The 12,182-nt window shown below is 64.4% G+C and carries 12 protein-coding genes; 5 read left to right on the top strand and 7 right to left on the bottom strand.

From position 1 onward, the window contains the following. A partial coding sequence (locus WB785_RS20095; RefSeq protein ID WP_424081129.1) for a serine hydrolase domain-containing protein occupies positions 1–699 on the bottom strand: 699 nt, incomplete at its 3' end. A 260-nt stretch (positions 700–959) separates the two neighbouring features. On the opposite strand from WB785_RS20095, the gene WB785_RS20090 reads away from it, so the two are divergent. Then, on the top strand, positions 960–1,688 hold the full coding sequence (locus WB785_RS20090; protein WP_424081131.1) for a hypothetical protein: 729 nt from the start codon (positions 960–962) through the stop codon (positions 1,686–1,688). A 2-nt stretch (positions 1,689–1,690) separates the two neighbouring features. Here the strand turns inward: WB785_RS20090 and WB785_RS20085 are convergent, their stop codons facing one another. Then, on the bottom strand, positions 1,691–3,370 hold the full coding sequence (locus tag WB785_RS20085; protein WP_424081128.1) for a patatin-like phospholipase family protein: 1,680 nt from the start codon (positions 3,368–3,370) through the stop codon (positions 1,691–1,693). A gap of 65 nt (positions 3,371–3,435) precedes the next feature. Here WB785_RS20085 and WB785_RS20080 point away from each other — a divergent pair, with 65 nt between their 5' ends. After that, positions 3,436–4,308, top strand: coding sequence for an alpha/beta hydrolase family esterase (locus WB785_RS20080; RefSeq protein ID WP_424081127.1), 873 nt, complete (start codon positions 3,436–3,438; stop codon positions 4,306–4,308). A gap of 1 nt (position 4,309) precedes the next feature. Here WB785_RS20080 and WB785_RS20075 read toward each other — a convergent pair whose 3' ends face one another. After that, on the bottom strand, positions 4,310–5,872 hold the full coding sequence (locus WB785_RS20075) for a PE-PPE domain-containing protein (protein ID WP_424081125.1): 1,563 nt from the start codon (positions 5,870–5,872) through the stop codon (positions 4,310–4,312). 104 nt (positions 5,873–5,976) lie between these two features. On the opposite strand from WB785_RS20075, the gene WB785_RS20070 reads away from it, so the two are divergent. Continuing rightward, positions 5,977–6,642 (top strand): TetR/AcrR family transcriptional regulator, encoded by a 666-nt coding sequence (locus WB785_RS20070; protein ID WP_424081123.1) that lies wholly within the window; start codon positions 5,977–5,979, stop codon positions 6,640–6,642. Here WB785_RS20070 and vapC read toward each other — a convergent pair. Both vapC and WB785_RS20060 read right to left on the bottom strand, forming a co-directional pair. Beyond that, on the bottom strand, positions 6,639–7,037 hold the full coding sequence (vapC, locus tag WB785_RS20065) for a type II toxin-antitoxin system VapC family toxin (protein ID WP_424081121.1): 399 nt from the start codon (positions 7,035–7,037) through the stop codon (positions 6,639–6,641). The genes WB785_RS20070 and vapC overlap by 4 nt on opposite strands. Further along, positions 7,034–7,231: a type II toxin-antitoxin system VapB family antitoxin gene (locus WB785_RS20060; RefSeq protein WP_424081119.1), complete on the bottom strand. Its 198-nt coding sequence runs from the start codon at positions 7,229–7,231 to the stop codon at positions 7,034–7,036. Before WB785_RS20060 ends, vapC begins: the two co-directional genes overlap by 4 nt. An 89-nt stretch (positions 7,232–7,320) precedes the next feature. Between WB785_RS20060 and WB785_RS20055 the strand changes: the two genes are divergently transcribed. Together WB785_RS20055 and WB785_RS20050 are read left to right on the top strand one after the other, a co-directional pair. Next, positions 7,321–7,599, top strand: a complete 279-nt coding sequence (locus tag WB785_RS20055; protein WP_424081117.1) for a type II toxin-antitoxin system Phd/YefM family antitoxin — start codon at positions 7,321–7,323, stop codon at positions 7,597–7,599. A 26-nt stretch (positions 7,600–7,625) separates the two neighbouring features. Continuing rightward, the gene (locus WB785_RS20050) at positions 7,626–8,567 is read left to right on the top strand and encodes a serine hydrolase domain-containing protein (protein WP_424081115.1); all 942 of its coding nucleotides are present in this window, start codon (positions 7,626–7,628) and stop codon (positions 8,565–8,567) included. Here WB785_RS20050 and WB785_RS20045 read toward each other — a convergent pair. Together WB785_RS20045 and WB785_RS20040 are read right to left on the bottom strand one after the other, a co-directional pair. Beyond that, a complete protein-coding gene (locus WB785_RS20045) occupies positions 8,557–11,751 on the bottom strand; it encodes an ATP-binding protein (protein ID WP_424081113.1) in 3,195 nt (1,064 codons plus the stop codon). The genes WB785_RS20050 and WB785_RS20045 overlap by 11 nt on opposite strands. Before the next feature lie 44 nt (positions 11,752–11,795). Further along, positions 11,796–12,182, bottom strand: a 387-nt coding sequence (locus WB785_RS20040) for an anhydro-N-acetylmuramic acid kinase (protein WP_424081111.1), incomplete at its 5' end; no start/stop codon positions are given.

The raw sequence follows: 12,182 nt of genomic DNA, 5'->3' as shown, positions 1-12,182 counted from the left end.
CGACAACAGGCTGGTGTTCCAGGTTCCTGCGGGACAGGCAACCGCCATACCTCCTGGCGCCCAGGCAATCGCGGCTCCTCGCACCACATGAGGGCCACATGCTTTGGCCGGCGGAAGGTAGCGGGTTTCGTTCATGCCAAGCGGGGCAAAGACATTCCGCTGAACGTAGACATCTTCGTTCTCGCCCGTGAGTTTCTCGATCAGCGCACCAAGCAGGATGTAGTTGATGTCGGAGTAGCGGAAAACCTCAGCGGGACCCGACTGCAGCGACGTCGTGAGCGCGCGATGAATGCCTTCTGCTTTATCGGCTCCGTCGAGTCCCCATGGATCTCCGAGGTTTACGTCGATCGGTTCGCCTGACGTATGGGTAAGCAACATACGGACCGTCACTTGTGCACGCAGTGGATCGTTCGCGGTGTTGAAGTCAGGCAGATACGTCTGCACCGGTTCGTCGAACGCGACCTTGCCCTGTTCGTAGAGCTGCATGATGGCCGTCGCCGTCGCGAGACATTTGGTCAACGACGCGATGTCGAAGATCGTGTCTTCGGTCATCGGCTCGGAGGGCGCGGGGGATCCGTCGAGCCCCTGTTCGCCGGCGAGCTTGCGCGAGCCATACGCCTCATGGAAGACGATCCTGCCGCCATGTCCGATCGCCACCACACCACCGGGCAGCCTATGCTCCGCGATCGCGTCGTTCATCAGCTTTGACACCGTTGCGAATTCGGTTGCGGGCGCCGCATCTGGCTGCCTGCCGCTTGCGAGTCGGTGCGCTACATACCTGGCCGATGCCGCCGCAACGAGCGTCAGCAAAACAGTTCCAACAACAAGGGCCATTCGCGCAGATGCCTTACTGGGCAGGCCTCGTGGACCGGTCCGGGATGGATGGGGGCCGTTGTCGATGCTTACCTGTGCCAGGGTAGTCGCACTGTGGCAGAATCGACGCCCTGGAGGTCGGCGTGATCCGTGTCAAGGCAGGCATATTCAGCCTCACCGCTCCGGCGCCGGCTGACGACGACGGGAGTTACCTCCGTTGGCACCTGCTCGATCACATGCCCGAGCAATACCAACTACCGGGCATCGTGCACGCGCTGCGCTGGATCGCCGACGGCGCCTACCTCGACCATCGGTTGGCTTCTCACGGACCACCGGGAGAGATCGGCAACGCCGTCCACTACCTCGTCGGTAACCCCGTCGAAGAAACCTTCGATGACTTCGTCGCGCTGGGCCGCGCGCTGCGGGAGAACGGTCGCTTTCCGATCGTGCGAGCGTCACTGCAGGTGGCCGGACTGCGACTGCTGCAGTGGCAAGCCGCACCGCAGGCGCTCGTTTCGCCCGAGGTTGTGCCGTTTCGGCCGCACCGCGGCGTCCTGCTGATCGTCGAGGAGCCCATCCGCGAGCGGCCCAGCCACTGGCTGCAATGGCTGCATACCGAACACCATCCAGCGCTGCTCGCGACACCCGGCACTGCCGGCGTATGGACATTCGGTTCGACGACGGCCTGGGACCACACCCACCGGGGATGGCGCACCGAACCCCAGTACATCACCGTCATCTACCTCGACGAGGAGCCTCTCGCCACCACCGAGGCCCTGGCTCCCATTGTCGAAGAACGGTGGCGATCAGCTGCAGTGCGACCGATATTCGCCGGACCGCTGCGGACCATGATCAGCTGGGAAGCGTGGCCCTGAATTCAGGTCAGGCGGCTTCGCAACCGGGCCAGGCGGCTCGTCGGCACCTGGATCGCCGCCATCACCGCACTCATCGGCGACGCGACCGACTTCGGCGGCGTCTTCGGTTTGGCGGCTGGGGGCCCGTCCCCTTCCCACCACGTCGGCTCTAACAGCGCCGTCGTCACCGGGATCGCCTTGTCGACACTGTTGCGTCCCCATCGGCTCGCCCGGTCGATGGCCGCGACGGACGGCGCCAGGTTCGCCGGCGACAATGTCGGCCCGAATCGGACCAGCTGATCGACGTAGGGCAGGTTGCGAACCATCTGCAACGCGACCGCCTGGGTGATCGGCGCCAACCACAGGTGTCGCGGATCCCATTGCGGGTGAAAGCAATCGAAAGCCAGATAGCACGCATTGCGGGTACCCAGCCTGCCGTCGCGGATGCGCTTCCACGCCAGCTCGATCGGGACATTGCTGGCCGTACCGCCGTCGACCAGCGCCGCGATGTCCTTCTCTTCGAAGAGCTCATCGAGGATCGGGATCATCCGCGGGTCGCTCGTTTCATGGTGCAGCACACCAGGAATGGCCGCCGAGAACGACGCCGCGTCGACGACGTCGAAGTCGCGAGCCGGGTCGTCGCCGCCGATGATGATCGGCTTGACCACCCGCAAGTCGATGAATGCTGCCACTTGCCACATCCGGGCGCCGACCACCGGGCCGATGCCGATCGGGCGGAACGGCACCGACTGCAGCTTCAGCGCCGCCAATGCGGGACGGCGGAACCGGGACGGCAGCGCCGTATACGGTTGCTTGCGCACACCGGCAACCACGACGTCGAAGGGAATCGCCAAGTCCGACATGCGCATTCGTTGACCGTCTTCGCGGCTGAGCATCGTGTGAGCGAACTGGTCGAAGCGCAACGCGAACATGCCGGCCAGGCCGTGGCGGCGGCGCAGCCGTTCGGGGCCGAGGATCGCGCGGTAGGACACTGTCTTGGCCCAGGCGACGTACTCCTCGATCGGCACCGGCAGGGCGCGGCTGACCAGGCTGCCCAGGATCGACCCGATCGACGCGCCGATCATGTAGTCGGGCAGCTGGCCGGCTTCCAGCAGCCGCTGCATGCCGCCGATGTAGACGAAACCCGCACCGCCCCCGCCCCCGAGGATCGTGACGAGCTTCTTGTAGCCGACCTCGGCGTCCAATTCCGTTGCGGCGAAGTCATTTCCGTGCCGCTCGATGAGCACTCTTCGTTGGTCGTCCTGGTCGGCGGCCAGACCTGCCAGCACCTCTCGTGCGGTTTTCAGCGCGGTGATCGGATCCGATTCCTCGCGCAGCGGTCCGTAGAGGGTGTCGGCCACCCGGGAGCGCCACGGCGCGATTTCGGCGCCGACAGAGACGTCGCCGCGCCCGCGGCTTCCGCCCGGGCCTGCGGCGCCCGGTTCGAAGTCGGCGAGCCGGGCGAAGTTGAGGATGTAGCGCAGCTTGCGCAGCTCCTCGGCGCTCAGCACGTCCGGCTCGGCGAGCTGGTGGCGGATCAGTCGGTTTTCCATCCGCTGCAAGAGCAGGGCCGGCTCTGCCGTCAGCAGATCGGCGGCGTCGACGGAGTCGACCGCCTCGTCCTCGATCTCCTCGATGAGTTCGACCCCGGCGTCGCGGCGGCTGAGCCGGCTGAGCACCGCGTCGGCGAACGGGATCTGCATGCGCATCAGTCTGGTCGCAGTGCAGATCGAGCTGCAAACGCGCTCGTAACCAGTACCTTTAATGCGTGCTCGTCCGGCAAATTGCGCTGCTCGGCGTGCTGGTCGCCCTGTCGGGGTGTTCTGGTCCGCATCAGCCAGAAACGCGGCTCCCGGGCGGCACAACCATGCACACAATGGCGTTCGGCGGGCTGGACCGCACCTACCGGGTCCACAAGCCGGCCGGCCTGGCGGCGGCGGCGCCGCTGGTGGTCATGCTGCACGGCGCGTTCGGCGACGCCGAGCAGGCCGAAACCTCTTATGGCTGGGATCAATTAGCCGATTCGGCGAAGTTCGTCGTCGCCTACCCCGATGGCGTCGGGCAGACCTGGAATGGGCACGGCTGCTGCGGCAGGGCTGTGCAAGAAAACGTCGACGACGTCGGCTTTATCACCGCGATGGTTGGACAGATCGGCGGGTCTATGCCCGTCGACACGTCGCGGATGTATGCCACCGGGATCAGCAACGGCGGCATCATGACCTTCGCGCTGGCCTGCAACAGCAGCGTCTTCGCGGCCATCGGCCCGGTTGCGGCCACCCAGCTCGACACGTGCATCGCCCCGCACCCGACGTCGGTGATCCACATCCACGGCGACGCCGACCGGCTGGTCCCCTACAACGGCGGCCAGGGCGCGAGCACTGTCAACGGCCCGTCGATACCTGATGTCAACGCGTTTTGGCGCAACGTCGACCAGTGCGGTCCACCCGATGTCACCACCAAGGCTCCGGTCACCACATCGACCGCTGAGTGCGCCGACCATCGCAGCGTCGAGTTGCTCACCATCACCAGCGGCCGGCACCAGTGGCCAGGCGGTACCACGTTCCTCGAACGATTGGGCCCGAGGAACGCGATGAACGCCACCCAGACCCTCTGGCAGTTCTTCGCGGCTCACCCCGGCTGAACTAGAGCCCAGGAATCAGGTCCACCAGGTTCAGCAGCGTTCCAGCGGCCGCCTCCAAGACGGGCGCGGCCGCGCCGTACCCGATCGCGAACGGGACCAGCGCGATGTCGGCTGCGATCGGATCACCAATGGCGCCAAGCAGATTGCCCGCCTCGAGTTGATCGGTGAAGAGGCTGATGTCATAGGAGGGCAGGCTGGTGAGTAGCGCGGTGACGGTGTCGGCGACGGGCACCAGGGTCGCGTAGTCGGCCGAGAGGGTGGCGCTGAAATCGTTGATGAGCTCGGTCGGCGACGAGAGCAGCGTCGCGTCCGAAATCGGGAAGTTGGCGAAATGACTCAACGCGGTTTGCGCAAGGCTTAGCAGCGTCGGAATGTTCAGCAGCGATTGCAGGTTCGTGGCGTCGGTGAAGCCCATCGTGTGCGCAATGCTGATCAGCTGATTGGTGACCGGGTTGTCAAAAATGGACGAAATGACTTGGTAATTAGCGGGATCCTGCAAGTCGTTGATGGCGGCGGTGATGCCTTGCGGGATCCCGTTGACCAACGCGGTAACGACATCGCCCAGGTTGACGTCGGTCGGCAACAGCCCCATCGGGCTCGGCACGTCGGCGAATCCGGGGCTCCATCCGTCTTGGATGCTGCCGTAGCCGTAATTGACCAGCACCGACATGTCGGGCTGCAGCAGATCGGCCAGCGGATTGCCGATGACGGGGATCAACCGCAGCGGGTCCAGCAGCGGCAGATCCTCGGGGACCATGTAGTAGTTGGTCAGTGTGTCGGCCATCGACGTCGGCAATTGGATTGCGTCGGCGAGCTGGCCGGGAAGCGGGTTGAGATAGGTGATGTGATCGAAGAGGATCCCCAAGAACGCGTTGAGGTCGGACAGGAAATCGATTGGGTACTTGGGGAAGTCGGCAAAGCCATCGTATTCGTTGGTGTAGATGTCGGTCGGGAAGAGATCGGCCGGCGTGGCGCCGTCGAACGTGATGCCCAGGCTCGGGACCGACGGATCCGAACCGGCGGGGATGTCGAAGCGTTCCAGCAAGCCGCCGTCGGGATTGCTGGCATCGCCGACCATGATGAAGTGCACGTCATCGCTGGGCACACCTTGAGCGGCGAGTTCCGGCTCGGTCAGCCCGGAGAAATCCGCGCTCTGCGACCAGCCGAAGACCACCACCGGGTTGGCGGCGTCCACTCCCCCCGCGGCGATTTGGCTTTGGATCGCGGAGTCCAGAATCTGTTCCTCCTGCGCGAACGAGGTGTCGACAAGCAGCGTGTGCACGCCCGTGACCGGATACAACCCCTCGGGCGTGAACGGGGCTTCGATGGTGCCGTCGAAGCCGCGCGGCTGCAGATACAGCTGCTCGACGGCCTCTTGGTAGCCCGGGCTGGCGACCGGTGTGCCGCTGGTGCCGAAGATCAATGCCGTGCCGTCGCCGAGCGGCGAGTCGGCGTTGTCGACGCTGGTCAGACGCACTTGAGCGTGGTGCGGCAGGGCTGGGACCGCGACGAGGGCGCCTAGGGCGGCTGCACAGGTTGTGGCGATGGCTACCCGTCCCGGCATGGCGTCTCCCCTGCTTGAGCGACTGTGCTCGAAATTACAACACGGCAGCCGGTTAGAAACAAGAGCTCTTGTCGAAAAGAGCAATGGCGCTAAAATTCGGCGCCATGGCAGCAATGCGCACGTCCGCGCAACCCCGGCCGCGCAAGATCCGCGGCCTGGACGCCGAACAGCGCCGCGAGCAGCGACGGGAACAGCTGTTGCTGGCGGCGTTCGAGCTGTTCGCCCGCGACGGGTACGCCAACACGTCGATCGAGGAGATCTGCCAGACCGCGTATGTCGGCAACAAAGCGTTCTACGACCTGTTCGACAGCAAGGAAGATTGCTATGTGGCGCTGCTGCGCCAGGTCTCCGAACGCATTGAAGAGCAAGTGGCGCGAGCGATGCGGGAGTCGGCCGACGCCGACGAAGAAGAAACCGTGCGTCGGGTTTTGGCAGCGTTCGCCCACACGTTGGTCGACGACCCTCGCGTCGCGATGGTGACTTTTGGTGCAGCTGCTGGTATTTCGCCCCGAGTGGAAGCTCAGCGTCGGGAGAACCGGCGCTGGGCGGCGTCGTTCATCGAGTCGCTCTGGCGTCGTAACCATCCAAGCGGCGAGATCAACTACCACGCGCTGGCGGTGGCCACCGTCGGTGGACTCTTCGAAACCGTGACTGATTTTCTGCACGAGACGGATCCGCCACGGCCGCGCACGTTCGACGACCTCATCTCCGATCTGACCACGTTCATGTCGGTCGTCGAGGCCGGAATTCAGGCAAGCGCCGGCGGTTAGCCCGGCCAGATTCGAAGCGGTGTACAGCTGGCGAGGCGGTCGAAGTCCTGGTCCGCATGCAACAGCGGGACACCGGTACGCACGCAGGGGGCGGCGATCAAACAGTCAAGCGTCTTGCGGATCGTCACCCCTGCGCGTCGCGCCATCCGATATAACTTCGCCGCCAGCGCGAAATCATCTAGACCCTCCAGACGAAGGATCGGGAAGGCGCGCAAATGCCGTTCCACTAGCGCGGCCTCCCGATCTGAGCGCAGGCCCTGAAGAACCTCGGTCAGGATGACGTCGGTTAGCGCGACGGGTTCTCGCGATTCGAGCAACTGAACACAACGCTGAGCCTGCGGCGTCGGCGTGTCGTTTAGGACGTCGATCCAGACGCTGGTGTCGACGACGATCACGACCGGCCGCGACGACTCTCGGCCAAGTCGCCGTCCCAGTGCACCTTCCCGCGCAGGTTGAGGACGCCGACCTGACGATGCCGGGCGACGAGCTCACGCAGCGCCAAGTTCACCGTGTCGCGCTTGGTTCGCGTGCCCACCAGACGCTGGGCCTCGCGCAAGATGTCGTCATCGATGTCGATGTTCGTCCGCATACACATGAATTTACACCATCTGATGTGTAAGCGTATGCAAGCGCGGTGCCTGTTAATGACGCGAGCTACTACGCAAAAGTAGGAAAATAATGCGCATGCCTGAGGTGCCGGTGCGTGAGCTGAAGCAAAATACTGCCGGAGTCCTCGCGCGAGTCAGACGCGGCGAAGAAATCGATATCACCGAACACGGAGCCGTCGTGGCCCGTCTAGTTCCGGCTAAGGCGGATCCGTTAGCCGAAATGACCAGAGCGGGGAGGCTTCATCCAGCTACCCTCAGCGGACCCGCACCACGCCCGTCCGGACCGGTCGAGACAGGCCATGAGGCCGGCCAACTGCTTGGCGGGCTGCGAGACGACGAGCGCTATTGATGCTCTGCCCGAAAATCGATGCCGTGATGCGCAACTACGCCGGCGACGTGCCGGGCGCGTCCGTGCTCGTGCTGCGCAACGGTGAGCCGGTGGTGCGCGCAAGCTACGGCCTCGCGGACCTGGAGACGGGCACGCCCGCCACGCCTGAGACGAACTACCGGCTGGCGTCGTGCACGAAGCAGTTCACTGCCGCGAGCATTCTGCTGCTGGGCGAGGACGGCCGCCTCAAACTCGATGACCGCATCCACAATTGGCTGCCCTCGCTGCCGAAGGCCACCGAGACGGTCACGATTCACCACATGCTGACCCACACTTCGGGGCTCGTCGACTACGAAGACGTGATCCCCGAAAACTCCAACGCGCAGTTGCACGACGGGGACGTGCTGCGGCTACTGGAAATGCAGGATCGCACCTACTTCCGCCCTGGCACCGGCTATCGGTACAGCAACAGCGGCTATGCATTATTGGCTCTGATCGTCCAGCAGGCATCGGAGACGACCTTCGCAAAGTTCCTGCGGGAACGCATCTTCCAACCGCTCGGGATGAACAACACCGTGGCGTACGAGGAAGGCATCTCGACGGTAAACAATCGCGCATTCGGCTACACAGAAGAGGCTGGCCGCTGGAACCGTACCGACCAAGACCAGACCAGTGCGGTGCTCGGTGACGGCGGGATCTATTCGTCGATCGACGATCTCGCGAAATGGGATGCCGCGCTGTACGACGGACGCCTGCTGCAGCCCAGCTCGTTGCGGGCGGCGTTCACACCCGCGACGCACACCGGCGATCCCGACATCGCGTACGGCTACGGCTGGCGCATCACCGGCGAAACGCTGTGGCACTCCGGCGAATCGGTGGGCTTTCGCCATGTGATCGTGCGCTACCCGAAGCAGCGCACGACGGTAGTCGTGCTGACCAACCGCAATGAGCCCGAGCCGTACCAGCTCGCGTTGAAAATCATGGCATAGCTTCCGCCCACTTCATGTGGCCCTCGAAGCCCAACGATGTCGCCATGGCGCGGTAGCGGTCACGAAAGTCGCGGTAGGCGGTGTCGTCTCCACGGGCGTGGGCGAGCAGCGCCCGCAGTCGCAGCAGCGTGATGTCGTGCACCACGAAGCCGGGATCGGTCGGCACGGCCGCCAATTGAGCTATCGCGTGCTCGGCTTCGTCCAGGTCACCGTCACCGCAGCGTTGCAGGAGTGCATCCACCAGGACGCTGACGGCCAGCGCGGTCCAGATGCACCCGCCGGAGTTGAACAAGTCCGCGACGACGGCGCGACTCAATTCGATGGCGCCTCCGATATCGCCAGTCCGCGCCTTTTCCCGAGCGATGTGTACGTCGATTAGTGGCAGGTTTGTCAAGGTGAACTGGTTGTTCGCGCACCGCTCTCGCTCTCTGACGAGCAACTCAAGGCCATCTTCACGCGCGGGGCCGTCCTGATACGCCAAAGCGAGGCCATGAATCGTTCGGGCAAGGTCAACGGCGAGATCGTCGCCTGATTGCTCAGATATTGACAGGAATTCCGCGGAATCGCGCAGGGCTGTCTCATCGGGCAGCAGCACGCCGTACGGGATCGCGGGGACATATGAGAACCACATGGCGCCGCCAAACGTCGCGGCGTCAACCGACAATGCACGCGCCGTCGTGATCGACTGCTCGAAGTCATCTTTCCAGCCCGCAATGCCCAGACACCATCGGCCCAAACCGCGCATGGTAGTGGCGACAGTCAACGGAGATTCAGTCACCAGCTTGCCTTTCGCGGGATCACCATCGGCAAGGTCAATGACGCGCTGCGCGAACCGAAGCACATCTGCCATGTGGCTGGCTTCGTGTTTGGCAATCATTGCGGTGAAAGAAAGCGCGACCGTCAAGGTCGGATCGCCGATTGCCTCCAGTAGTTGGATGAGTTCGTCGGCGAGTTGCGATGCCTCGCGGCGGTGCGCTTTCATGACCTGCCACGTCACATGGCCCGACAACCCAACCGCAAGCGACTGCCGATCACCTGCGGCGGTGCACAACTCATGCAGCGCCTCGAAACCCGGGTCAGCGCCACTGCCGCCCAGCCGGTATGCATGCGCACACAACAGCGTGCGGGGCGCGATCGCCATGGCCAAACGATCGGGGTCATCATGCGGCAGCTGATCGGCGACCTGGCGGGCCCGGCGCCAACTCGTCTGCGCCGCGCGCATGTCTCGCCAGGCCGACCACGTTCCGGCGCGCATGTGCCAGTCGAAGGCCGCATGCAAGTCTCCTGCTGCTTCAATGTGTTCAGCGATCAGCGCCGCGTTTTCGTCCGCCGAACCGCGTGCCTCAATAGCGGCTGCGAGGCGTTGATGTGATTGTGCCCGAACAGATTTAAGTTGGGATTCGTAGGCAACTGTGCGGATCAGCGGATGGCGGAAGGTATATTCAGGGCTCGGCGCGAACCTCACCTGGGTGACAAGTTCCGCCTGGATCAGCGGCGTCATATCCACGTCGGGAGTGAGTGCGGTCAGCAGGTCGGTGTCGAATCGCGCCCCGATGACCGCTGCAGCATGCAACGTTCGTTTGGCCGGTGTCCCAAGGCGATCGATGCGGGCGCCGATTGCGGTTTGCAGCGTGGCCGGCACATCGACGTCCGCGACGTCTCCGCTCGGTTGGTAAGCACCGGGCTGGCCTCGCAGCAATCCTCGTTCGGCAAGATCGCGCACGATTTCCTCGACGAAGAACGGATTTCCGGCCGCACGGCTGGCGATTTGCCACGTGAGATCGCCCGTCGACGAATCCACGCCCATAAGCTCGGTCGTTAATGCTTGCGTGTGCGCATCGCTCAACGGCCGCAACGCAATTGTCTGCGCACCAGGGACGCGGCTAAGAGCACCGCGGTATTCCGGGCGGAACGTGATCATGACCAGCGATGGGATCTGGGGCGTGACAGCCATAAACTCGGCCAGCATCGACTCACTGATTTCATCGATCCAGTGCGCATCCTCGATGACGTACACCGTCGCCTCCGGCCGATCCAGTGCTCCGGCATTGACCAACGCGGTCAACCGTCGCCGCCGCGCATCGGGGGCGATATCCGGCAGTACCGCGGCCGAATCACGGATTCCCAGCAGGTCGTCGAGCAGCAGCAGATCTTCCGGGTCCGCCCACGGAAACCGCTGACGGACGTGCATGCGTGCGGTGTCCGCACCGAGTCCGTCGACTTCCATTGCCGCGCGGAGCATCCTGGCTACCACGTGAAAAGGTATATCGCTGGCATGCGACTCGCAGTAGGTGCCGAATACCGGCACTCCCCGACCGCTCGCAAGCGCGGCGGTTTCACGAACCAATCTGCTTTTGCCGATGCCCGGCGGCCCCACGATGTTGACGACAGAGCCCGCGCCGGCGGCCGCCTCCTCGAGGATGGCGCTGATCGTCGTGAATTCCCATGTTCGCCCGACCAGTTTGGATTCGGTGCGGCGATGCGGCTGGTACTCGCCGATGGCCACCAACCTCCTGGCGATCAGCGTTTTCCCACCTTTGACGCGGACCTCTTCGGGCTCACTCAGCACGACTCTGCTCGCCACCAACTTGGCTGTCGATTCGCTCAGCATCACCCCACCAGGCGAAGCAACGGACTCCATCCGCTGGGCCACGCCGACCTGTTCGCCGATAGCCGTGTAACTTGCGCTGCTAGAACCGATTTCGCCAGCGATGACCTGACCAGAGTTCAGCCCGATCCGCAACTGTAATGCGATGCCGTCGAGGCTGTTGACGTCATTCGACAGGCTGGTCAGTTCGCGTTGGATGTCTAAGGCGGCCAGGCATGCGCGAAAAGCGTGGTCCTCCAACGTGGTCGGGGCGCCGAATATCGCCATGAGGCCGTCACCGGTGAACTTGTCGACCGTGCCGCCGTAACGTTCCACGACGGCTGTCGAGCGGTCCAGCAGCTCCGACATGATCTCGCGTAGTCGCTCGGTACCCACCGCCGCGGCGATGTCCATCGAATGAACAACGTCGGCAAACAGCACCGTGGCTTGCTTGTACTCGGCCGGCTGGCTGGGGCGCGCCAGTTGCGCGCCGCATGCGCTGCAGAATCGTGCCGCCGGGCTGGACGGCACGCCACACGAGCCACAGACCAGCTCCGTCGCGGTCGATCCGCTGCCACCGTCCCCGCTGAGGTCCACGTCAGCATCGTTTCACCGCTGGTCAACGAAGTCCGCGGATCGGCTCACCCGGTTCGGATGAGCAGGCCGGTGGGCGGGCCGGCCGGTGGTGGGAGGACGAGTGGCGCATCGCCGGGAGAGATGCGTCCGAGCACGTGCGGGCCGGTGAGCAGCGGCACCTGGTGCCAGGCGAGGAAGCCGATCAGCGCCATCAGGTAGGCCTCCTTGGCCTGCGCGGGCAGGCCGTGCTGGTCGCTGACGGTCAGCGGGAGACGGCTTTTCAGAGCGGCAAGCAGCGTCGGGTTGCGGACGCCGCCTCCGGACGCGACGACCTCGACGGGCGCGTACGGCGCGAGCGCGTCGGCGACGGTGATCGCGGTCAGCTCCGTCAGCGTCGCCAGCAGGTCCTCGGGCGCGAGATCGGGCAGGTCGCCGAGGCCGTCGAGATTGAA

The sequence above is a fragment of the Mycobacterium sp. genome (assembly GCF_049585075.1).
Taxonomy (GTDB): domain Bacteria; phylum Actinomycetota; class Actinomycetes; order Mycobacteriales; family Mycobacteriaceae; genus Mycobacterium.
The sequence above is the reverse complement of the archived record's forward strand: the minus strand, read 5'-3'. Positions and strand labels throughout refer to the sequence as shown.

Coding starts and splice junctions, on each gene's coding strand:
- WB785_RS20060 (WP_424081119.1), bottom strand. CDS start 7,231: ATGCGGACGAACATCGACATCGATGACGACATCTTGCGCGAGGCCCAG.
- WB785_RS20085 (WP_424081128.1), bottom strand. CDS start 3,370: ATGCAGATCCCGTTCGCCGACGCGGTGCTCAGCCGGCTCAGCCGCCGC.
- WB785_RS20050 (WP_424081115.1), top strand. CDS start 7,626: ATGCGCAACTACGCCGGCGACGTGCCGGGCGCGTCCGTGCTCGTGCTG.
- WB785_RS20075 (WP_424081125.1), bottom strand. CDS start 5,872: ATGCCGGGACGGGTAGCCATCGCCACAACCTGTGCAGCCGCCCTAGGC.
- WB785_RS20055 (WP_424081117.1), top strand. CDS start 7,321: ATGCGCATGCCTGAGGTGCCGGTGCGTGAGCTGAAGCAAAATACTGCC.
- WB785_RS20070 (WP_424081123.1), top strand. CDS start 5,977: ATGGCAGCAATGCGCACGTCCGCGCAACCCCGGCCGCGCAAGATCCGC.